The 21,100-nt window shown below is 62.4% G+C and carries 18 protein-coding genes and 1 pseudogene; 9 read left to right on the top strand and 10 right to left on the bottom strand.

Annotation, left to right across the window (positions count from 1 at the left end; genetic code table 11):
- Positions 1–50: 50 nt before the first annotated feature.
- A complete protein-coding gene (locus IDM28_RS05015; RefSeq protein WP_188035486.1) occupies positions 51–608 on the bottom strand; it encodes a sugar ABC transporter ATPase in 558 nt (185 codons plus the stop codon).
- Positions 609–657: 49 nt separating this feature from the next.
- Positions 658–1,413: a sulfite exporter TauE/SafE family protein gene (locus IDM28_RS05010; protein WP_150571053.1), complete on the bottom strand. Its 756-nt coding sequence runs from the start codon at positions 1,411–1,413 to the stop codon at positions 658–660.
- 99 nt (positions 1,414–1,512) lie between these two features.
- Here IDM28_RS05010 and xseA point away from each other — a divergent pair, with 99 nt between their 5' ends.
- The 8 genes and pseudogenes from xseA (at position 1,513) to IDM28_RS24140 (ending at position 11,634) form a co-directional block, all read left to right on the top strand.
- Positions 1,513–2,892 carry an exodeoxyribonuclease VII large subunit gene (gene xseA, locus IDM28_RS05005; RefSeq protein ID WP_188035485.1) on the top strand — a complete coding sequence of 460 codons (1,380 nt, stop codon included), beginning with the start codon at positions 1,513–1,515 and terminating at the stop codon, positions 2,890–2,892.
- Between the two features lie 3 nt (positions 2,893–2,895).
- On the top strand, positions 2,896–3,723 hold the full coding sequence (locus IDM28_RS05000; protein ID WP_150571055.1) for a M23 family metallopeptidase: 828 nt from the start codon (positions 2,896–2,898) through the stop codon (positions 3,721–3,723).
- Between the two features lie 342 nt (positions 3,724–4,065).
- Positions 4,066–5,739 carry a 2-isopropylmalate synthase gene (gene leuA, locus IDM28_RS04995; RefSeq protein WP_188035483.1) on the top strand — a complete coding sequence of 558 codons (1,674 nt, stop codon included), beginning with the start codon at positions 4,066–4,068 and terminating at the stop codon, positions 5,737–5,739.
- 159 nt (positions 5,740–5,898) lie between these two features.
- Positions 5,899–6,822, top strand: coding sequence for a DUF6384 family protein (locus IDM28_RS04990; protein ID WP_188035482.1), 924 nt, complete (start codon positions 5,899–5,901; stop codon positions 6,820–6,822).
- Positions 6,823–6,824: 2 nt separating this feature from the next.
- A complete protein-coding gene (locus tag IDM28_RS04985; RefSeq protein WP_188035481.1) occupies positions 6,825–8,174 on the top strand; it encodes a hypothetical protein in 1,350 nt (449 codons plus the stop codon).
- 38 nt (positions 8,175–8,212) lie between these two features.
- A complete protein-coding gene (locus IDM28_RS04980) occupies positions 8,213–9,355 on the top strand; it encodes a merozoite surface protein 3b (protein WP_150571058.1) in 1,143 nt (380 codons plus the stop codon).
- Between the two features lie 320 nt (positions 9,356–9,675).
- Positions 9,676–10,773: pseudogene (locus IDM28_RS24145) on the top strand (nitrate- and nitrite sensing domain-containing protein); the annotation flags it as partial.
- Positions 10,768–11,634 carry a methyl-accepting chemotaxis protein gene (locus IDM28_RS24140; RefSeq protein ID WP_409035103.1) on the top strand — a complete coding sequence of 289 codons (867 nt, stop codon included), beginning with the start codon at positions 10,768–10,770 and terminating at the stop codon, positions 11,632–11,634. The pseudogene IDM28_RS24145 and the gene IDM28_RS24140, both read left to right, overlap by 6 nt.
- Before the next feature lie 200 nt (positions 11,635–11,834).
- Here the strand turns inward: IDM28_RS24140 and IDM28_RS04970 are convergent, their stop codons facing one another.
- From IDM28_RS04970 to zwf, 3 genes are read right to left on the bottom strand one after another with little or no spacing between them, the layout of a single operon-like run.
- Complete coding sequence (locus tag IDM28_RS04970; protein ID WP_188035479.1) at positions 11,835–12,509, bottom strand: bifunctional 4-hydroxy-2-oxoglutarate aldolase/2-dehydro-3-deoxy-phosphogluconate aldolase; 675 nt, start codon at positions 12,507–12,509, stop codon at positions 11,835–11,837.
- Between the two features lie 17 nt (positions 12,510–12,526).
- Entirely contained in the window at positions 12,527–13,240 is a 714-nt protein-coding gene (gene pgl, locus IDM28_RS04965; protein WP_181108803.1) for a 6-phosphogluconolactonase, read from the bottom strand.
- The gene (gene zwf / locus IDM28_RS04960) at positions 13,227–14,696 is read right to left on the bottom strand and encodes a glucose-6-phosphate dehydrogenase (RefSeq protein WP_101316985.1); all 1,470 of its coding nucleotides are present in this window, start codon (positions 14,694–14,696) and stop codon (positions 13,227–13,229) included. The genes pgl and zwf overlap by 14 nt, the downstream gene beginning before the upstream one ends.
- A 211-nt stretch (positions 14,697–14,907) precedes the next feature.
- Here zwf and hexR point away from each other — a divergent pair, with 211 nt between their 5' ends.
- Positions 14,908–15,771 carry a DNA-binding transcriptional regulator HexR gene (gene hexR / locus IDM28_RS04955; RefSeq protein WP_178080816.1) on the top strand — a complete coding sequence of 288 codons (864 nt, stop codon included), beginning with the start codon at positions 14,908–14,910 and terminating at the stop codon, positions 15,769–15,771.
- On the opposite strand, the gene IDM28_RS04950 is transcribed toward hexR, so the two are convergent.
- The 5 genes from IDM28_RS04950 to IDM28_RS04930 all read right to left on the bottom strand — a co-directional run bounded on the left by IDM28_RS04950 (position 15,764) and on the right by IDM28_RS04930 (position 21,050).
- On the bottom strand, positions 15,764–16,618 hold the full coding sequence (locus tag IDM28_RS04950; RefSeq protein ID WP_150573734.1) for a D-hexose-6-phosphate mutarotase: 855 nt from the start codon (positions 16,616–16,618) through the stop codon (positions 15,764–15,766). The two genes, hexR and IDM28_RS04950, sit on opposite strands and share 8 nt — an antisense overlap.
- A gap of 146 nt (positions 16,619–16,764) precedes the next feature.
- Positions 16,765–18,108, bottom strand: a complete 1,344-nt coding sequence (locus tag IDM28_RS04945) for a carbohydrate porin (protein ID WP_101316979.1) — start codon at positions 18,106–18,108, stop codon at positions 16,765–16,767.
- 37 nt (positions 18,109–18,145) lie between these two features.
- Positions 18,146–19,300 carry an ABC transporter ATP-binding protein gene (locus IDM28_RS04940; RefSeq protein WP_188035478.1) on the bottom strand — a complete coding sequence of 385 codons (1,155 nt, stop codon included), beginning with the start codon at positions 19,298–19,300 and terminating at the stop codon, positions 18,146–18,148.
- Positions 19,301–19,303: 3 nt separating this feature from the next.
- Positions 19,304–20,149: a carbohydrate ABC transporter permease gene (locus IDM28_RS04935; protein ID WP_101316975.1), complete on the bottom strand. Its 846-nt coding sequence runs from the start codon at positions 20,147–20,149 to the stop codon at positions 19,304–19,306.
- Positions 20,142–21,050, bottom strand: a complete 909-nt coding sequence (locus IDM28_RS04930) for a carbohydrate ABC transporter permease (RefSeq protein WP_101316973.1) — start codon at positions 21,048–21,050, stop codon at positions 20,142–20,144. Before IDM28_RS04930 ends, IDM28_RS04935 begins: the two co-directional genes overlap by 8 nt.
- Between the last annotated feature and the right edge of the window lie 50 nt (positions 21,051–21,100).

Genomic DNA, 21,100 nt, shown 5'->3' with positions numbered 1-21,100 from the left:
CATTATACTCATCCACGGCGCGCCACTCAATGCAAAATAAGGGCCTTCGGTCAGGCCTGTGGCAGTTTTACCTGCACCACGGCTACCGGATGGTCGAGCCAGTCGGCAAACGCGGCGAGGAAGGTCGAGGTAAAACCGGCCTCGCCCCAGTTGTTGAAGATGAACCCCAGGTTGGAAAAGGCACATGGCTGCAGGAATAGAAAGCCATTGATATCGTCTTCGAAGGCGCACAGCGGGCAGGTGAAGTTGTCGCTCACCCCCGGCATCCACTCCTCCAGGCTGTCGAACAGCGGCTCGCCGACTTCGCGCCGGCACTCCGGGCAGCCGGCTTCTTCAAGAAAGCCTTCGGTCGGCGTATAGATGCAGCGCTTGAGCATGACTTCCAGGCCGTTGACCGGCTGATCGAACGGCAGCAGGTCAGGTCGCAGGGCGATCTTGCGCGCGCCTGGCGCCAGCGCGTAGGCCATGCGGTTGCCGCTGCGCCCACAGGTGCTCAACTGCTCCTCGACGATTTTCTCCCTGACCAGCCAGCGCAGGATCGCCCGCGCGCGGGCCTCGTGCACCGGGACGGTGGACAGTTTGGGGACGATGATGCTCTGGGTGTTCATGAACAAGGCAGGCCTGGGACTTCAATAATCGGCCAATTCTACCCCCTGCTCAGCTCGTCAGGTAGCGAACAATCAAGGCCACACCGCTGGCCAGTACCAGCCAGGTCACCAGCCGCACGAAGGCTTCGCGGGAGAGTTTGAAGCTCAACCGACGGCCAATCCAGGTGCCCAGAAACATCACTGGCAGCAAGCACGCCGCCAGCAACAGCAGGCTTAGGTCGGCATACACCCCGGCGATAACGAACAACGACAGGCGCACGATGGTGCTGCAGCTGATCAGGGCGCACTGGGTCGCGCGGGCCTCATCCTTGGAATCCAGCCGTGCATTCAGGTAGATCGCATAAAGGAAACCACCACTGCCGAACATGGCGCCGAACAGCCCGCCGACGGTTCCCATGGGCACCGCCCAGAGCGGATTCAGACGTGTCGGCCGGGTTTTGATCGCCAGGCCATAAATGGCATAGGCCGTAACAAACACGCCCATCAGCAGCAACAGCAGGTCTGATTTCAGCTGCAACAAAAACACCACGCCCAAAATGCAACCGATGGCCATGAACGGCAGCAGCCGCAGCAACTCGGCGCGGGCGACGTCCTTGCGCGACGGCAGCAAGTTACCGAACGCCGCGATGAAGTCGAGCAGCACCAGCAGCGGCACCACCTTGGACAGCGGCATGAAATGAATCAACACCGGCGCTGCAATCAACGCCGTACCAAAGCCGGCAATGCCGAACACAATGTAAGCCGCGCTGACCGCGAGCAGCACGGGTAGCCAGTCGAGGCCGGTAAACGGCAATTGAGCGAGCATGCAAGTCCCTCCCTGGGCAATGCGCAAAGGTAGCATTCCAGCGCATGCTCGGTGCAGAGGGCGATGCACAAGCTGGCCTTGTCCTTTATGATGCCGAACATGATCAAAGACCCTTTCGAACGACTCGGCCTCGACCGCGAGGTCCTCACCGTCAGCCAACTCAACGGCCGCGCCCGCGTGCTGCTCGAGGACGTGTTCCGCAACGTCTGGGTTGAGGGCGAGATTTCCAACCTGGCCCGGCCCGCCTCTGGCCACATCTACTTCACCCTCAAGGACAGCGGCGCGCAGGTGCGCTGTGCGCTGTTCCGGCAGAACGCCACGCGCGTGCGTCAGGCACTGCGCGATGGCCTGGCAGTGCGCGTGCGCGGCAAGGTCTCGCTGTTCGAGGGGCGTGGCGACTATCAGCTGATCCTCGATACGGTCGAACCGGCTGGTGACGGCGCCCTGCGCCTGGCCTTCGAAGCGCTGAAAGAGAAACTCAGCGCCGAAGGCCTGTTCAGCACCGAGCGCAAGCAGCCACTACCGGCGCACCCACAACGCATCGGTATCATCACCTCGCCGACCGGCGCGGTGATCCGCGACATCATCAGTGTGTTTGGCCGGCGCGCGCCGCAGGTCGAGCTGAACCTGATCCCGACTGCCGTGCAGGGTCGCGAGGCGATCAACCAGATCGTGCGCGCCCTGCGCCTGGCCGACAGCCGCGGCTTCGACGCCCTGATCCTGGCCCGTGGCGGCGGTTCTCTGGAAGACCTCTGGTGCTTCAACGAAGAAGCGGTAGCGCGTGCGATTGCCGCCTGCGTGACGCCCATCGTCAGTGCCGTAGGCCATGAAACCGACGTTTCGATCAGTGACTTCGTCGCCGACGTGCGCGCACCCACGCCGTCCGCTGCCGCCGAGCTGCTGGCCCCGGACAGCAGCGGTTTGCAACTGCGCCTTGAGAGCCTGCAACGGCGGCTGTTGCTACGGATGCAGAACCGCCTGAGCCATGACCGCCTGCGCGTCGAAGGCCTGGCCCGCCGCCTGCGACATCCCGGCGAACGCCTGCGCCAACAGGCGCAGCGTCTGGACGATCTGGACATGCGCCTGCGCCGCGCCTTTGCGCTGAACATGCGCGCACGTCAGGAGCGCCTCGGCCGCCTCGACACGCGCCTGGCCGCGCAGCACCCTGGACGCACGCTGAAGTTGCTCGGCCAGCGCCTGGACAGCCTCGCCGAGCGCCTGCCACGAGCCATGCGCGAAATCCTCAAGGACCGCCGCCAACGCTTCCAGGCCCAGTTGCAGACCTTGCAGGTGGTCAGCCCGCTGGCGACCCTGGCGCGTGGCTACAGCATCCTCCTGGATGAGCGCGGCCAGGCCATCCGCAGCGCGGCGCAGACGCGCAACGGTCAACGCCTGACCGCTCGCCTCAACGAAGGTGAGCTACAGGTGCGGGTCGAAGACAACCACCAGACTCCGGTCACCCTTTCGCTATTGGATTGACACATGCCCCGTTTGCTCGCCCCGCTGCTTGCCCTGTCCTTGCTGCTGCTGACCACTGCGGCCCAGGCCAGCTACATCACCCGCACCCTCAACAAGCCAGTGCCGGGCGGCGTCGCCGTGGTCGACCTGGGCCCTGCTGCCAACGCCCCACAAGCGCGCTTTGACGGCAAGCCGGTGCTGGTGGTCAAGGAGCAGGACAACTGGCTGGCGATCGTCGGCATCCCGCTGACACAGAAACCCGGCACTGCCACCCTCAGCCAGGGCAACCGCAGCCTGCCGTTCACCGTCGGCAGCAAGAAGTACCCCGAGCAGCACATCACCCTGAAGAACAAGCGCCAGGTCAACCCAGACCCGGCCGACCTCAAGCGCATCGACCGCGAGCTGGCCGAGCAGATCAAGGCCTACCGCAGCTTCAGCCCGGCCCTGCCGAGCAACCTGATCCTCGACAAACCGGTCAACGGGCCGCTGTCTAGCAAGTTTGGCGTGCGCCGCTTCTTCAACGGTGAAGAGCGCAATCCGCATGCCGGGCTGGACTTTGCCGTACCCGCCGGGACGCCGATCAAGACCCCGGCCAACGGTACGGTGATCCTGATCGGTAACTACTTTTTCAATGGCCAGACCGTGTTCGTCGACCACGGCCAGGGCTTTATCAGCATGTTCTGCCACATGTCGAAAATCGATGTGAAGAATGGCCAGCAGCTGCGCCGTGGCGACGTGGTTGGCCGGGTCGGCGCGACCGGTCGCGCCACCGGCCCGCACATGCACTGGAACGTCAGCCTGAACGATGCGCGGGTTGATCCGGCGATTTTCATCGGGGCATTCCAACCCTGAGCGCAGGCCAGGCAAGAGCTCCCCTGCCACCGGGAAGCTCTTGCGCTGATGAAATGGACTGCGCAATTTAATCGGGCTCTGAATTTGATCGCGGCGATTCAATCTCGCCAACTGCACATTCTTGAACATTTATCTCAATTTTTTTTCAAGGCTTGCCAACCCTCACCGCTGTGGTTAGGGTTGAAGCCATGAAAACCTCTAGCACCCTCATTTTGCTCCGCCAACACCGCAGCCTCTGCCTGGTCAGTGCCCGACTACCAGGGTGAATCGCGTCGCCTCGCCTATTCATCTCGTTATCGTCCGGCAGGCCCGATCTCGGCCGCACCCAAAAGGATTATTCGCATGACCATGCTCAAAGACCCGTCGAAGAAATATCGCGCCTTCCCCACCATCGATTTGCCCGACCGCACCTGGCCATCCAAGACCATCACCGAAGCGCCGATCTGGTGCAGCTCGGACCTGCGTGATGGCAACCAGTCGCTGATCGAGCCGATGGACGCGGAGAAGAAGCTGCGTTTCTGGAAGACGCTGGTGCAGGTTGGCGTGAAAGAAATCGAAGCGTCGTTCCCGTCTGCCTCGCAGACTGATTTCGACTTCGTGCGCACCTTGATCGAAGGCGGCCACATCCCGGATGACACCACCATCCAGGTACTGACCCAGGCCCGCGAAGACCTGATCGCACGCACCTTCGAGTCGCTGCGTGGGGCGAAAAAGGCCATTGTCCACCTGTACAACGCCACCAGCCCGTCGTTCCGCCGCATTGTCTTCAACCAGGACAAGCAAGGCGTCAAGGACATCGCCGTCAACGCCGCCAAGCTGTTCGTCAAATACGCAGCGCAGCAGCCCGAGACGCACTGGACCTTCCAGTACTCGCCAGAGACCTTCAGCGCCACCGAACTGGAGTTCGCCAAGGAAGTCTGCGACGCCGTGACCGAAGTGTGGAACCCGACGCCTGAGCACAAGATCATCTTCAACCTGCCAGCTACCGTTGAAGTGGCCACGCCGAATATCTACGCCGACCAGATCGAATGGTTCTGCCGCAACGTCAATCGCCGCGACAGCGTGATCATCAGCCTGCACTGCCACAACGACCGTGGCACTGGCATTGCTGCCACCGAGCTGGGCCTGATGGCCGGTGCCGACCGCGCCGAAGGCTGCCTGTTCGGCAACGGCGAGCGCACCGGCAACGTCGACCTGGTGACCCTGGCGCTGAACCTCTACACCCAGGGTATCGACCCACAGCTGGACTTCTCCGACATCGACGGCGTACGCAAGGTCGTCGAGGAGTGCAACCAGCTGCCGGTGCATCCGCGTCACCCGTATGTTGGCGACCTGGTCCACACCGCGTTCTCCGGCTCGCACCAGGACGCCATTCGCAAAGGTTTCACCAAGCAGCAGGAAGGCGAGCTGTGGGAAGTGCCGTACTTGCCGATTGACCCGGCCGACATTGGCCGCAGCTACGAGGCGGTGATCCGCGTCAACAGCCAGTCGGGCAAAGGCGGCATCACCTACCTGCTCGAGCAGGAGTACGGCATCAGCCTGCCACGCCGCATGCAGATCGAGTTCAGCCAGGTCGTACAGGGTGAAACCGATCGCCTGGGCCTGGAAATGACCGCCCAGCAGATCTACAAGCTGCTGCACAAGGAGTACCTCCAGGCCAACGCCCCGTACGCCCTGGTCAGCCACCGCCTGCAGGAAGAAAACGGCAGCAGCAAGGTCGAAGTGGAAGTAGCCGGTGAAGGCGAAACCAACCTGCACTGGCACGGCAAGGGCAACGGCGCGCTGGAAGCGCTGGCTGCCTGCATGCCGGTTGCGGTAGAAATCATGGACTACAACGAGCATGCCATCGGTGCCGGCACCAACGCCAAGGCTGCCGCCTACATCGAGCTGCGCGTTGCCGGTGGCCGCCCGGTGCATGGTGTAGGTATCGATGAAAACATCACTACTGCAAGCTTCAAGGCGCTGTTCAGTGCCCTGAACCGCTCACTGAGCCAGGAACAGGCGCAAGCCGCCTAAGGCCACGGCCTGTGCAAAAGCCCGCAGCGATGCGGGCTTTTTTGTGCGCTTGGGTTTTATTGCCGGGGCCATCATTTTGCCGCGAAGACTGGATATAATGCTGCAGCCTTTTCCCACTCATGCAAGGACCCCCATGAGCCAGCTGCAGGACTGCTACCGATGAGTGTCTCGCTAAGCGATCAGATGGCGGCAATGGCAATTGTCGACCAGCTTCGCCATCGCGAGATGGAAATCCAGGAGCACCTCGACCTGCCGCAACGCCGCACCGATGTGGCCGAGCGCATCCGTACCTACTACAAGAACAACGGCATCCGCTTTAACGACGCCCAGATCGAACAAGGTGTGCACCAGTTCTTCTCGAGCAGGCTGATGTTTGAAGCACCGCCCCTGAGTCGCAAGCAACGCCTGCTGGTGCGCCTGATCATGGCACGGCGGTTGCTGCTAACCTGGGCCTTCACCCTACTGCTGTTTGGCCTGCTGATCCTCGGCGGCAACGCCCTGATGGAGCAGCGCGAGAATCTCAGTGCGCTCAATGTCAGCGCAAGCCAGGACTATCAGCAGCGACTGCTTACCCGGCTCAACGCCACGGCGCTGCCCGCCAGCGACCGCCAGCGGATCTTCAGATGGAGCGAGAAAGCCAGCGAGAACATCGCTGCGGGACGCCTGAAGGCAGCCAACAGCAACCTCGATTCGCTCAAGTATTACCTCGATTACGCTGCCCAGCCGCTGACTATCCAAATAGTTGATCGCCCTGGGGTCAAGTCTGGGGTCGAACGCTGCTACGAGGCGGCTGGCTGCAGCAGCAACAGCACGCGCGGCAAGGCCTGGTACTTGGTGGTCGAGCCGCTCGACGTCGCTGGCAAGCCGGCGCTGATGGAGGTGACCAGCATAGAAACCGGTGAGACCCGCTGGAGCAAACTGTTCGCCGTGCGCGTCGGCTATGACAGCTACCTCAAAGTGCGCGAGGACAAGCTCGACGACGGCCATATCAGCGACCTGATGATGGGCATAAAACCCGTCAACAGTCTGGTGCCTTACTTCCCTAAGGGCACCATTCCCCTTCAAATGATCCTGGAGTGGTAACCATGACCCCGAGCGAACTCGCGCGCGCCCTCGAAGACAACTCACACCGGGCCGAACAGCGACTGCGCGAGGCCGAACAGGCGCTATATGCAGGGTCCGAGCACGAGGCCCAGCTCGAACACCAGATAGCCTCGAAGCTGGGCGACATCGCCAGCCTGCAATTGCACGACACCGCCGCACTGGATGCACGCACCCGCCAGCAGCTGGAACAACGCGAGCAGGCCCAGACCGCACTGGTTCAGGCCTTGAAGCAGGCTGAGCAAGTCATCGGCAATACGCTGCCCAAACACGATGCGCTGCGCCAGGATATCGCCCAGCTCGAAAAGCAGGTGCAGGAGCAGCTTGAACAGAATCCTGAGGCGCGCCTGTTGCTCACGCAGCTTGAGGCCGCCCAGCAGGCCGAACAAGGCGGCCGCAGCAGCTACGAAGAGATTCGCGATGAGTGCGAGACCAAGTTGCAAGGCTACGCCGGCAGCCGGCTGTACAGTTACCTCAAAGCGCGCGACTACGGCACCGACCGCTACCGCCCCAAGCCACTGCAGCGCCCGCTCGACAACTACCTGGCCAGGTGCGTCGACTTTCAGCGCAACCAAGCCAACGAGCAGATCCTGCTGACCATGCAGGCGCGCAACGAAAGCGCGCGCCAGGCCCGCAGCGCGATACGCGAGCAACTGCAGGCGCAGTATCAACCGCACCTGGAGCAAGCCTGCGAAAAGCTCGGCATGCCAAAACTGCAGACCGAGGAGCAGGCGCTGAGCACTCTGCTGAGCGAATCCAAGGCCCGCGCCACGTCCCTGCAGGCGCAGTTGATCGAATTCGCCGAACAGCGCGACCCCTACCTGACGGGCATCCGCCAGACCATCACCGAGCGGCTCAAGGCGCGCCCAATGGCCGAGCTGATCGCCGCCGCCGCACAAACGCCGGACCCTCGTGACGACGTGTTGGTGAGCGAGCTGCAACTGCTGCACGGGCGCCTGAATGCGTTCCGACAAGGCCAGAAAAGCCTGCAGGACCGGGTAGCGGATCGACGCCACTACTACGAACGCGCCAAGGCCATCGAGCACGGCCTGCGCGACCAGGACTTCCTGGACGATGAATGCGAGTACACGCTGGATCAGCCAATCAAGCACATTCTCGGCGAATACATGCGCGGCGCGCTGGATCAGGAGGCGGTTGAAGAAATACTTGATGAGGGCCGCGACTACGAGACGCAGTACTCTCGTAAATCTTCGTACATCTCGAACTCGTACTCCTCCGGAGGCTTTGCCGGCCGCTCCAGCAGCAGCGGCAGCGGCTTCAGCACCTCGCGCAGTTCCGGTGGCGGCGGATTCCGCACCACCGACAGTTTCTAGGCTATCCCATTCAGACCCCTACTCATGCAAGGACTCCCATGAGCCAATACCTCGAACGCGCCCTCGAAGGCCTGCGCAAACTTGGCATTTCCTTCGGCCAGCCAGCGCAACCTGCACCGGTACTGATGCTGCTGAACAAGGTCGCGCACTATGACAACCAGCGCATCACCGGCATCGCCGCAGTGTTGCAGCAGGCCACCCTGTTCAACCAGACCGTGCGTGAACAGATCGCCGGCATGGACATCTCCGACCGCTACATGAACGTCACCGACAGCTTCACCTCGATTCGTGAAGATGCCGCCGCCATGGCGTCGTGGATGGACGACGGTCGCCTCGACACCCTCGAGCGGCTGAAGATGGGCTGGATGCACATGGTCCGTGGCTCGATCCCGAGCCGCTTCGAGGACATCCGCAAGCACTACCTGGACGTCAGCGCAGCCGCCAGCGACCAGATCAGCCGCGAAAGCCAGATTCTGGAGTCGTACACGGACTTCCGCCTGGCGATGAAAACCGCCGAAGTGGACGCACAGGAAGTGCTCACCCTGGCCGCCAAGGCACTGCAGCAGCGCACCGAGGCACTGGACGCAGCCAACGTCAGCGTAACGGCCGCCGAAGGTGCAGAACCTGCCCGCCGCGCCGCGCTGGAACTGAGCCGCGACGAGGCAGTTCGGGCGTTGCAGGACGAAGACAAGCGCTACCAGATCATCAAGGACATCGCCGATGATCTGCGCGTGGGCTACAACACCGCCGAGATGGTGTTTGCCCGCATCAGCCAGGTGCATGTGGTCAAGGAGCGCCAGTACCAGCGCATGGTGTCGTTCTTTGCCACCAACGAAGTGGTGCTCACCAGCCTGGCCGTGTCGTTCACTGCCAACAAGGGCATGGCCGAAGCCACCCACACTCTGAACGCCACCACCGACGGCATCAACAAGGGCCTGGAAACCTTGGGCGAGTCGGGCAGCAAGCAACTGGAAGCAGCAGTCAAAGCCAGCTATGGCTCGACCCTGAGGGTGGAATCGGTGCGCGCCCTGGCCCAGGCTACCCTGGAGTTCCAGAGCGAAATGAAAGGCCTGACCGCCACCTACCGCGCCGAGTCGACCAAAGCCGCGCAGGAAATCGCCGACGCCGTCGAAGATGCCAAGCGTGCGTTCTCTGCGCTGCTGACCAAAGCAGCGCAGTAACACCCCGCTACCTGGCGGCCCCGTCCGGGGCCGCTTCTGGATTTGTCTGGAAACACCGCCCGCGCGCATACCCTGGCAGCGCTAAACGTCCAGCTATTTACTGTGACACGACAACTAATTAAACATGCACTGACATGGATCAACACTTTGTTTATTGCACTAAAGTTGGGCAGCAAATTCTCCGACGAAATACGTCGCTTATTACCTTCGCTTTATTTGATTAAACATTTAACATAGTGGCTGCGTGCCACCAATGACAACAACAGCTTCGGCACTCGCCATATTTACTTCTGCTCACAAGTATATCGAGGCCAAAGCCAATGTTGACCAACGCACCGCTACGCCAGAAACTGTTGTTGATATTGCTGTTCCCCCTGCTCGGCTTTCTGGTGCTAGCCGGCCTGTTTCTGAACGACAACCTGCGCACCCTGCGGGACATGCAGGCCACGGTCAGCGCCAGCGGCACCGCCCAGTCGATCAGCCAGCTGATCACCCGCCTGCAACGCGAGCGTGGCGCCAGCGGCGTGTTCATCGGTAGCCAGGGCAAGAACATGGGCGATCGCCTTGGTCAGTTTCGCCAGGACAGCAGCGCTGCACTGGAAACACTGCGCAACCTGCCGGAAAAATCCGCTGAGTTGAGCCAGACACTAAGCAGCCTCGAGCAACTTTCAGCGCTGCGTGGCCAGGTCGACGGTTTGAGCATCGACAGCACGCAATCCAGTCTGCGTTATACCGAACTTATTCAACAGCTGATCGGCTATACCCATTCATTGGAAAACCGCGTCACCGATACTGCCGTGGTACAAGCGCTCAGCGCGCTCAATCAATTTATCGAACTCAAGGAGCGCGCGGGCCGTGAGCGCGTTATCCTCGGCCTGGCATTCAATCAGGATCACTTCGATGCGGCACTGTTATCGCGCTTTAGCCGTAACCTGGGTGAATTCACCGCTTATAGCGAAGGTTTTATGCGCAAGGCACCCGCCGGCGTATTGAGCCAATACCAGAACGCTCTGCAAAGCCCGGCAGCTCTGGAAGTGGCAAAACTGCAGAAACTGGGTTTCGACGTACCGCTGGGCCAGCCTCTGAATACCAAGCCTGAAGCCTGGTTTGAACTTGCGACCCAACGCATCGACCAAATGAGCGAAGTCGAAACCAGCCTGGCGCAGACCGTCGGCCAACTTGCCGAGCAGGCCCGCAGCGGCGCCGCCCGCGCGCTCTGGCTGACCGCTATTGGTGCAGCGCTGGCGCTATTCTGCGTGGCTCTACTGGCATCGCTGATCATCCGCAGCATGGGCCGGGCGGTGCATGACATCAACGCCACCCTGAATGCCCTGGCCGGCCGCGATCTGACCGCACGCACCCACTATCGCAGCCAGGACGAATTCGGCCAGATCGCCGCCAACCTCAACCGCATGGCCCAGGAGATCACCGAGATCGTCCAGGAGATCGGCAGCGCGACTGCTCAGGTGGCCACGGCTGCCGAAGAGTCGTCGGCCGTCACCCTGCAAACCAGCCGCAGCGTCGAACAGCAACGCCAGAGCACCGAACTGGTCGCCACCGCGATCAATGAAATGAGCGCCACCGTGCGCGACGTGGCCCAGAGCACCAGCGATGCAGCCAACCTTTCCCAGCAGATCCATGGCAGCACCGTGGTGGGCCGCGAGGAGATCGAAACCACCATCACGCTGATCCGCGAGTTGTCCAGCCAGGCCCAGCAGACCGCCACCATCATCGATGAGCTCAAGGACGAAAGCGACGCCATCACCTCGGTGCTGGACGTGATTCGCGGCATCGCCGAGCAAACCAACCTGCTCGCCCTCAACGCCGCCATCGAGGCCGCCCGCGCCGGCGACCATGGCCGTGGCTTTGCTGTCGTCGCCTCGGAGGTGCGCACGCTGGCTCAGCGCACTCAGGAGTCGACCGGCAATATCCAGCAGATGATCAGCAACCTGCAGGCAGGCTCGGACCGCGCCAACGCCTCGATGCTGGAGACCCTGAGCAAGGCGCAGTCAGGCGCCGAACGTATCGGTCGGGCCGGCGAATTGCTCGGCAATATCGCCGAAGGCGTGGCCACCATCAACGACCGTACTATCCAGATCGCCTCGGCCGCTGAAGAGCAGAGTGCGGTCTCGGAAGACATCAGCCGCAACGTCAACGAGATCAACGACCTGGTCATCCAGGTCAGCGCCGGCGCCCAGCAGACCGCCGTCACCAGCCAGGAACTGGCGCGCCTGGCCGAGCATCAGCAGCAACTGGTCAGCCGCTTCCGCCTGGCCTGACCAATCCGCCCGTAGGAGCGGCCTTGTGTCGCGAAAGGGCTGCGCAGCGGCCCCTCGATTTGCGCAGCGCCGCGAGATTGCTGGGCACGCTACGCGCGCCTTTCGCGACGCAAGGCCGCTCCTACACAGAGCCGTTCGGCCCAAAAAAAAGGGGCGCTGACCAAGCGCCCCATAAGCCGTGCAGCACACAACGAATTCAATCAGTCGAACAATGCCAGCGCCTCGGCGCTGCATTCGGTAATGCGGTTCCAGTCGCCGTTCTTGATCCAGCTGCTGTCAAGCATCCAGGTGCCACCCACGCACATCACGTTGTTCAGCGCCATGTAGTTGCGCACATTGCCTGGATTGACGCCGCCGGTCGGGCAGAAGCGGATATCGCCAAACGGCCCGCCAAAGGCCTTGATCGCTGCCACGCCACCGCTGATCTCGGCCGGGAACAGCTTGAAGCGGCGGTAACCGAGGGCGTAGCCCTGCATGATCTCCGACGGCGTGCTGATGCCTGGCAACAGCGGAATGTCACTCTCTACACCGGCAGCGAGAATGTCGGCAGTGATCCCCGGGGTCACCACAAACTGCGCGCCTGCGGCCTGGACAGCAGTGAACATACCGCGATCGAGCACAGTGCCGGCGCCGATGCACAGTTCCGGGCGCTGCTCGCGCAGCACTTCAATGGCCTTCAAGCCATGCTGCGAGCGCAGGGTTACTTCCAGCGTGCGAATGCCGCCAGCGGCCAGCGCATCGGCCAGCGGCAGGATGTCCTGCTCACGGGCGATGGTAATCACCGGCAGGATCCGTGCAGCGGCGCAGATCACATCGATCCGCGCGGTTTTTTCGGCCATCGACAGCAAAGGCTGGGGGCGTTCAAGGGTGGTCATGACAGTGGATCCTTGGCTCATGGGCACCAGTAGATGCTCAGGGGGTCGTGAAGAAAGGCGCGAATCGGCATTTCGCTGGGGTCATCGCCCGCCAGCGCGGCGCGCAGGGTCGCCAGCTTGCCGGCCCCCTGCACAGACAAAGCAGTAAAGGCAGCGCTGGCCAGCAAGGCGCGGGTCATGCTCAGGCGCTGATGCGGGACGCTGGGCGCAAGCATCGGCAACACTCGCTGCTCGCCGACCTTGGCCAGGCCCTGGCGCAACAACGGGCTGGCCGGGAACAGCGAGGCGGTATGGCCATCGTCACCCATGCCCAGCACCAGTACGTCGATCGGCGGCAACTCGGCGAGGGCTTGATCGGCCTGCTCGGCGGCGGCCTCAAGGTTGCCGGCGTTTTGATACAGGCCGATGAAACGGGCCTTGGCCGCCGGGCCTTTGAACAGGTGCCGGGCCAACAGGCCAGCATTGCTGTCGGCATGCTCGACCGGCACCCAGCGCTCGTCGGCGAGGCTGACGGTGACTTTGCTCCAGTCCAGCTCGGCGCTGGCCAGCTGTTCGAGAAACGGCACCGGGCTACGCCCGCCAGACAACACCAGGCAGGCCTGGTCTCTACTGGCAATGGCCTGGCGCAGACGCTCGGCGACATCCGCCGCCAGGCGTGCAGCCAACGCCTTGGCATCAGCCAGTTGGTGCGTCGTGACGACGCTTGGCAGTTGCAGTTCAGATATCGCCATACCATGACCTCCCATCACGTGTGATCAGTGCAATCGAGCTCATCGGCCCCCAGGAACCGGCCGCATAGGGCTTGGGCGCGTCGCCGGCGTTTTTCCAGCCAGCGATCAGCTGATCGCACCACTTCCAGGCATATTCGATTTCGTCCTTGCGCACGAACAGGTTCTGGTTGCCGCGCATCACTTCCAGCAGCAAGCGCTCGTAGGCATCCGGAATCCGCGCACTGCGCCAGGTGTCGGAAAAATTCAGTTGCAGCGGGCCGCTGCGCAGTTGCATGCCCTTGTCCAGGCCCTGCTCCTTGGTCATCACCCGCAGCGAAATACCTTCGTCCGGCTGCAGGCGGATGATCAGCTTGTTGCCGATCTGCAAGCGCTGTTCCGGAGCGAAGATATAGTGCGGGGTTTCCTTGAAGTGGATGACGATCTGCGACAGCTTGCCGGGCATACGCTTGCCGGTGCGCAGGTAGAACGGCACCCCCGACCAGCGCCAGTTGCGGATATCGGCACGCAGGGCGACGAAGGTTTCGGTGTCGCTCTGGGCGTTGGCATTGTCTTCTTCGAGGTAGCCCGGCACTGGCTTGCCATCGCTGTAACCGGCGATGTACTGGCCGCGGACCACGGCGGTGCTGAGGGCCTCGCCAGTGATCGGCGCCAGAGCCTTGAGCACCTTGACCTTCTCGTCGCGGATACTGTCGGCCGAGAGGTCGCTGGGCGGGTCCATGGCAATCAGGCAAAGCAGCTGCAGCAAGTGGTTCTGGATCATGTCGCGTAGCTGGCCGGCCTTGTCGAAGTAGCCCCAACGGCCTTCGATACCGACCTTTTCGGCCACGGTGATCTCCACATGAGAGATCGAATTCTGGTTCCACTGAGTCTCGAACAGGCTGTTGGCGAAGCGCAGGGCGATCAGGTTCTGCACCGTCTCCTTGCCCAGATAGTGGTCGATGCGATAGACCCGGCTCTCGGGGAAGAACCGCGCCACCGCGTCGTTGACCCGCCGCGATGACTCAAGATCGTGCCCGATGGGTTTTTCCAGCACCACCCGGGTGCGCTCGACCAGGCCGGCCTTGTCGAGGTTCTCGCAAATCGCGCCGTACACCGCCGCCGGGGTGGCAAAGTAGGCGATCAGCGGCACGCCTGGGGCGGCCTGTTCAGCGAGGGTCTGATAGCCCTCGGGTTGGAGGAAATCCAGATGCAGGTAGCTCAGCCGGGCCAAAAAGCGCCCAAGCGTAGCCGCTTCAATATCGGCATCGGGCACAAACCGGCGCAGGTGCGCTTCGATGTTGGCCAGGTGCTGCTGGCTGTCACCGGCCTCGCGGGCCAGCGCCAGCAAGCGCGAATCGGCGTGCAGGAGGCCGGCACGGTCGAGCTGATAAAGCGCGGGGAACAGCTTGCGCAGTGCCAGGTCGCCCAAGGCGCCAAACAAGGCAAAGGTGCAAGGTTCAACACTGATCGCAGCCATGATGTTGGTTCTTTCCTAAAGTTGGCCTAGGAATATCGTTTTCAACCGCACTTTTCAAGAGGTAATGTAGTAAAAACCACAACATTACCGACAAGTGTTACAGACAAGTGGTAGATCAACCCCTACCGACAGTACGATAGACAACCCTGCAAAAAGCCTGCTGTAACGCCAGCCGGCTGTCTTCTCGACCCAAGGACATACCATGGACCGCGTGCGCAACCTCCTGGAACAGATCCAGGGACGCCTCGATGAGCTGAACAAGGCCGAACGCAAAGTCGCCGAAGTCATCCTGCTCAACCCGCAACAGGCCACCCGTTTCAGCATCGCCGCACTGGCCCAGGCGGCCAAGGTCAGCGAGCCGACCGTCAACCGCTTCTGCCGCTCGTTCGGCGTCAGCGGCTACCCGGAACTCAAGCTGCAGCTGGCGCAGAGCCTGGCCAGCGGCGCCGCCTACGTCAGCCGTGCGGTCGAGGCTGATGATGATCCGGCTGCCTACACCCAGAAGATCTTCGGCAGCGCCATCGCCTCGCTCGACAGTGCCTGCCAGCAACTCGACCCGCAGCAGGTCAGCCGCGCCGTCGACATGATGATCCAGGCCCGCCAGATCCACTTCTTCGGCCTCGGCGCCTCGGCCCCGGTGGCACTGGACGCCCAGCACAAGTTCTTCCGCTTCAACCTGGCCGTGTCGGCCCACGCCGACGTGCTGATGCAGCGCATGCTCGCCTCGGTAGCACACACCGGCGACCTGTTCGTGATCATCTCCTACACCGGACGCACCCGTGAGCTGGTCGAGGTTGCCCGCGTCGCTCGCGAAAACGGCGCCTCGGTGCTCGGCCTGACCGCCGCCGGCTCGCCGCTGGCCAACGCCTGCAGCATGAGCCTGCATATCCCGCTGCCGGAGGACACCGACATCTACATGCCGATGACTTCGCGGATCATCCAACTGACCGTGCTCGACGTACTGGCCACCGGCATGACCCTGCGCCGCGGCGTCGACTTCCAGCCGCACCTGCGCAAGATCAAAGAGAGCCTCAACGCCAGCCGCTACCCAATCGAGGACGACGAGCTCAATTGAGCCGGTGCGCCTGCAGGCTCAGGTGCGCCTGCTCGCCCGGCGCCAGGCTCAGGCCAGCGGTGCTGCCGCTGGCGGCTTCGACACAGACGAAGCGCTGACTCTCGCGGCCACTGACGCCCATCAGCGGACGGCTGCCGGGGTGCCAGACCACGGTGTCGTCGCTGTCGCCGGTATCGATGCACAGCTCGCGGTCCCAGGTCGGGTCGTGCAACTGCACCGATGAGGTGCCTGGATACACTCGCTGGCACCCGCCACCGACCTTCAAGGCGCCCTTCTGCCGGCAGCTCTGCCGGCTCAGCTGGTCATAACCTTCAATGTTTTCGAGCCCAGACAGCGCTATCTTGGCAACGTCACTAATACGCCAGTAAGCCAGCAGAGCATGACTCAATTGGCAGGTTTCACTGTCCTGATGCACGGTGCTGAGCTTGAGCTCCATGTTCTTGCCGAGCCGCGCGTGCAGGTCGACCTGCCACTCACACAGCTGCAACTGCCACACCAGGGTCACACCGTCATCGTCGGATGTGCTGCTCAGCAGCTTCCAGTCCAGTAGCCGGGCCCAACCATGGGTAGGCCACAGGTCTTCGCTGGGGTGACGCCCGTACCAGGGCCAGCACACCGGCACTCCCCCGCGGATCGCGCCAACTTGCGGCCATTGCTCGGCGCACCACAACCACGGCCGTTCGCCGCTCGGCTGAAAGTGCAGCAATTGCGCACCCTGACGGCTGAACACCGCCTGGCAATGCGGGTGATCGATGACAAGGACATCGCGCTGTTGATGACGCTCCCACTCGAAGACGGGCCTGGGCCGCTGCGGGGTGAACAAGCAGTGGAGCGGATGTTCGGGCATGGCTGGTAACTCTTGTTGTCATTAGGGCCGCGGTTGCCGGCCAAACGCGTCGCCACGCACTGCTGAAACAGCCTGCGTGACAACGGCTGGGCGACAAGCGACCGCAGTGCGGTCGCTACGATGGCGTAAATTTACAACATTTAGCCTCAGAATGACGACTGAATCTTCAGCCCTGCGACCAGCGCGTTGTCGACTTCATCAACCCCACCTGGGCTTTTGATGTACTGCAGGTTGGGCCGCACGGTCAGCCAGTTGGTGACGTGGAAGCCGTAGTACAGCTCGGCGTTGTACTCGGTGCGCTGCAGCGGCACAAAGCCCATGTCGTTGTAATCACTGATACCGCTCTGTGCGTTGAGCTGCTCGGCGCGCTTTTTCACGTCATCGTTGACGTGGATCCGAGCGATGCCGAAGCCGATGTCATCCTTGGGCCGTGAATCGAAAGCGCCTTTGTAGACCATGCCGACTTGCTGGTAGTTGTCGACCACGTTGGTGGCCTTGTCGTGCACGGTGAAGTTGGCGAACAGGCTCAGGCCGCGGTTGACGTCACCGGCATGTGCAGTGACTTGCTGCTGGGCCACCACCCACCAGCCGTGCTTGCTCGAGTGCGACTTGAAGCCGACGCCGCTGATGCCCTGGGCGTTGCCGTTGACATCCTTGTAGACGTCATCGGCCGAGGCCGTGCTGTAGTAATAACCCAGGCGGTATTCACCCGGTAGGCCATTGACCTTGGGCTGCCAGACCGCCTCGACCGGAATGATCGCGCCTTTGGTGCCACTGCCGCTGAGCTTGAAGCCGTTGCCGGTTTCGAGGTTGGACGGGTTCTGCTCGAACGCACCGACCTGCACGAAGACTTCCGGGGTGATGTTGTACTTGACCCGCAATGCCCACTGGCTGACCGGCCAGTTGTACCAGATGCCGCCGACCCAGTTACCCACCTGCGAGCCGCAGAACGCCAGGTTCTGGAAGTCGCAAGGGAAGCTGTTGAAGTCCTCGCCCGGGCCGTAGCGGCCGAATTTGACGTCCAGCGCGCCATCGAAATACTTCTGCTTGATCCACATCTGGGTCAGCCGCCAGGTCTGGCCGCGGCCCCAGACTTCCTGCACCGAACTGAACTGACCGGCGCGCGGGTCGCTGATACGGTCGTTGGACAGGTTGCGGCCGCTGCGCTCGGTGACCGCCAGCTTGAACTCGGTGTCGTGCCAGCCAAGGATTTTCTCCAGGTCCAGGTGCATGCCGAGGGCGAACTGGTCGCTGTAGCGCGCAGTCTTGTCGTCGTTGTAACCGCCATTGAGGTTGCCGGCGACCTCACCGACGTAGTCGAGGGTGAAGTCGTAGCCCTTGTCGAGCAGCTCGGTGCGGGTGCCGCCCCAGTCGCCACTCATCCATTTCGATTCGCTGGAGAAGGCCTCGGCGGCCTGTACGCTGCTGCTGCCGACCACGGCCAGCAAGGCCAGCGAACCCAACGTGCTGATGCGATTGCGATGTTCCATCCCTGTGCGTCCTCTTTTCTTGTTATGAAGGGTCCAATCAACGGCCCGCGATGTGGGCAACGTTGTCTTGCAAGGGTGCGGCGTGGCGAGCCAGGTGCAGGCGCTCACCGGTTTGCGCGTCGAACAGCAGCACCCGTGCCGGGTCCAGCTGCAGGTTGAGGGTGTCGCCGACCTGGCAGCTGATATCCGGCGCCAGCCGGCAGCACAGCTTGGTCTGGTTGACGGTGACGAAGACCAGCAGGTCCGGCCCGGTCGGCTCGGTGATCTGGACTTCGGCGCGCAACAGCGACAGGCCGTCGCACTCCCCTGCACCGAGGCTGATCTGCTCGGGACGAATGCCGAGAATCACTTCACGGCCATCGAAGCCTTGGCTGGCCGCGCCCAGCACCAGCTCGCAGCGCGCCTGGCCACTGTCGAGCAGCGCCAGCACACGCCCGCCCTGCTCGCGCAGGTGCACCGGCACGAAGTTCATCGGCGGCGAGCCGATGAAGCTGGCGACAAACTGGTTGGCCGGGTCGTTGTAGATCTGCTGCGGGGTGCCGAACTGCTGGATAATGCCGTCCTTCATCACCGCCACCTTGTCGCCCAGGGTCATCGCCTCGATCTGGTCATGGGTGACGTACACCGTGGTGGTTTTCAGCCGTTGGTGCATCAGCTTGATTTCGGTGCGCATCTCAACCCGCAGCTTGGCGTCGAGGTTGGACAGCGGCTCGTCGAACAGGTAGATCTTCGGCCGCCGTGCCAGCGCCCGGCCCATCGCCACGCGCTGCTGCTGGCCGCCGGAGAGCTGGCCCGGCTTGCGCGTGAGCAGGTGTTCGATCTGCAGCAGCTTGGCTACCCGCGCCACTTCTTCGTCGATGGCTGCCTGGGGCAGCTTGCGGATCTTCAGACCGAAGGCGATGTTGTCGCGCACGCTCATGGTCGGATACAGCGCGTACGACTGGAACACCATGGCGATGTCGCGATCCTTCGGGCTCATGCCGCTGACGTCGTCGCCATCGATCAGGATCGCCCCGCCGCTGATGCTCTCCAGGCCAGCGATGCAGTTCATCAAGGTCGACTTGCCGCAGCCGGAAGGGCCGACCAGGATCAGAAACTCACCGTCCTTGATCGCCAGCTGGATGTCTTTCAGTGTGTCTGGCACACCAGTGCCGTAGGTCTTGTTGACGTTGCGAAGTTCGAGTGTGGCCATGACTTACCCCTTGACTGCGCCGGCGCTCAGGCCGCGCACGAAATACTTGCCTGCGACCACATAGACCAGCAGGGTTGGCAGGCCGGCGATCATTGCCGCGGCCATGTCGACGTTGTATTCCTTGGCCCCAGTGCTGGTGTTGACCAGGTTGTTGAGGGCCACGGTGATCGGTTGCGAATCGCCGCTGGAGAACACCACGCCGAACAGAAAATCGTTCCAGATCTGGGTGAACTGCCAGATCAGGCAGACCATGATGATCGGCGTCGACATCGGCAGAATGATCCGCCCGAAGATGGTGAAAAACCCGGCACCATCCAGCCGCGCCGCCTTCACCAACGCATCGGGGATGGTCACGTAGTAGTTGCGGAAAAACAGCGTGGTGAACGCCAGGCCATACACCACATGCACCAGCACCAGGCCAGCGGTGGTGTTGGCCAGGCCGAGCTTGCCGAGGGTGAACGAGGCTGGCAGCAGCACGGTCTGGAACGGCAGGAAGCAGCCAAACAGCAGCAGGCCGAAGAACACCTGCGAGCCACGGAAACGCCACATCGCCAGCACGTAGCCATTGAGTGCGCCGAGCGCGGTAGAGATCAGCACCGCCGGTACGGTGATCATGATCGAGTTCCAGAAATAGCCACTGACCGTGGCCCAGGCCTTGGCCCAGCCGATGCTGGTGACCACCGCCGGCCAACTGAGCAGGTTGCCGCTGCCGATGTCTTCCGGGGTCTTGAAGCTGGTCAGCAGCATCACCACCAGCGGCACCAGGTACAGCAGCACGGCAAACAGCAATACCGCATGAATGGCCAGCCGACTGAGGCTGATGGCCGGTTTGTCGAGGCGGCTAGTCATGGCGTTTGTTCCTCAGTTCCGAGTACAGGTAAGGCACCAGAATCGCCAGGATCGCGCCCAGCATGAGGATCGCGCTGGCCGAACCCATGCCCATCTGGCCACGGCTGAAGGTGAACGAGTACATGAACATGGCCGGCAGGTCGGACGAGTAACCCGGGCCGCCAGCGGTCATCGCCGCCACCAGGTCAAAGCTCTTGATGGCGATGTGCGAAAGGATCATCACCGCACTGAAAAATACCGGGCGCAGGCTGGGCAGAACCACCTGCCAATAGATCCGCGGCAAGCTCGCACCGTCGATCTGCGCCGCGCGGATGATCGACTGATCGACCCCGCGCAGGCCGGCCAGAAACATTGCCATGATGAACCCGGAGGCTTGCCAAACGGCAGCGATCACCAGGCAGTACACGACCCGGTCGGGGTCGATCAGCCAGTCCAGGCGAAAGCCTTCCCAGCCCCAGTCGCGCATCAGCTTGTCCAGGCCCATACCCGGGTTGAGCAGCCACTTCCAGGCGGTGCCGGTGACGATCATCGACAGCGCCATCGGGTACAGATAGATGGTGCGGATAAACCCTTCGCGGCGGATACGCTGGTCCAGCAGGATCGCCAGCAGTACTCCGATGACCAGGCTGATGCCGATGAACAGGCTGCCGAACACCAGCAGGTTCTTGCTCGCCACCCACCAGCGGTCGTTGTCGAGCAGGCGTGCGTATTGCGCCAGCCCTGCCCATTTGTAATTGGGCAAAAAGGTCGAGGTGGTGAACGAGAGGACAAAGGTCCACAGGATATAACCGTAGAAGCCCACCAGGATGATGACCATGGTTGGCGCCAGCACCAGTTTAGGTAACCAGCGCTGCACGGCGTCCAGGGGTGAGGCCCGCAGTTGCGCGGTCGCAGTAGTCATGGCAGCGATACCTGTCAGTACAGAACGTTAACTGAGGGTGGCGTACAGCC

Source organism: Pseudomonas sp. EZ-C24, from assembly GCF_014525325.1.
GTDB lineage: Bacteria > Pseudomonadota > Gammaproteobacteria > Pseudomonadales > Pseudomonadaceae > Aquipseudomonas > Aquipseudomonas shirazensis.
Note: the sequence above shows the minus strand (reverse complement) of the source record. Positions and strands in the feature narration are given on the sequence as shown.

Excerpts from the sequence above, each read along its gene's own strand:
- IDM28_RS04945 (WP_101316979.1), bottom strand. The coding sequence starts at position 18,108 with ATGGAACATCGCAATCGCATCAGCACGTTGGGTTCGCTGGCCTTGCTG.
- IDM28_RS04970 (WP_188035479.1), bottom strand. The coding sequence starts at position 12,509 with ATGACCACCCTTGAACGCCCCCAGCCTTTGCTGTCGATGGCCGAAAAA.
- IDM28_RS04950 (WP_150573734.1), bottom strand. The coding sequence starts at position 16,618 with ATGCCCGAACATCCGCTCCACTGCTTGTTCACCCCGCAGCGGCCCAGG.
- IDM28_RS04935 (WP_101316975.1), bottom strand. The coding sequence starts at position 20,149 with ATGACTAGCCGCCTCGACAAACCGGCCATCAGCCTCAGTCGGCTGGCC.
- IDM28_RS04940 (WP_188035478.1), bottom strand. The coding sequence starts at position 19,300 with ATGGCCACACTCGAACTTCGCAACGTCAACAAGACCTACGGCACTGGT.
- IDM28_RS05015 (WP_188035486.1), bottom strand. The coding sequence starts at position 608 with ATGAACACCCAGAGCATCATCGTCCCCAAACTGTCCACCGTCCCGGTG.
- xseA (WP_188035485.1), top strand. The coding sequence starts at position 1,513 with ATGATCAAAGACCCTTTCGAACGACTCGGCCTCGACCGCGAGGTCCTC.
- IDM28_RS04980 (WP_150571058.1), top strand. The coding sequence starts at position 8,213 with ATGAGCCAATACCTCGAACGCGCCCTCGAAGGCCTGCGCAAACTTGGC.
- pgl (WP_181108803.1), bottom strand. The coding sequence starts at position 13,240 with ATGGCGATATCTGAACTGCAACTGCCAAGCGTCGTCACGACGCACCAA.
- IDM28_RS04990 (WP_188035482.1), top strand. The coding sequence starts at position 5,899 with ATGAGTGTCTCGCTAAGCGATCAGATGGCGGCAATGGCAATTGTCGAC.
- IDM28_RS04930 (WP_101316973.1), bottom strand. The coding sequence starts at position 21,050 with ATGACTACTGCGACCGCGCAACTGCGGGCCTCACCCCTGGACGCCGTG.
- IDM28_RS24140 (WP_409035103.1), top strand. The coding sequence starts at position 10,768 with ATGGCCCAGGAGATCACCGAGATCGTCCAGGAGATCGGCAGCGCGACT.
- IDM28_RS05010 (WP_150571053.1), bottom strand. The coding sequence starts at position 1,413 with ATGCTCGCTCAATTGCCGTTTACCGGCCTCGACTGGCTACCCGTGCTG.
- zwf (WP_101316985.1), bottom strand. The coding sequence starts at position 14,696 with ATGGCTGCGATCAGTGTTGAACCTTGCACCTTTGCCTTGTTTGGCGCC.
- IDM28_RS05000 (WP_150571055.1), top strand. The coding sequence starts at position 2,896 with ATGCCCCGTTTGCTCGCCCCGCTGCTTGCCCTGTCCTTGCTGCTGCTG.
- leuA (WP_188035483.1), top strand. The coding sequence starts at position 4,066 with ATGACCATGCTCAAAGACCCGTCGAAGAAATATCGCGCCTTCCCCACC.
- IDM28_RS04985 (WP_188035481.1), top strand. The coding sequence starts at position 6,825 with ATGACCCCGAGCGAACTCGCGCGCGCCCTCGAAGACAACTCACACCGG.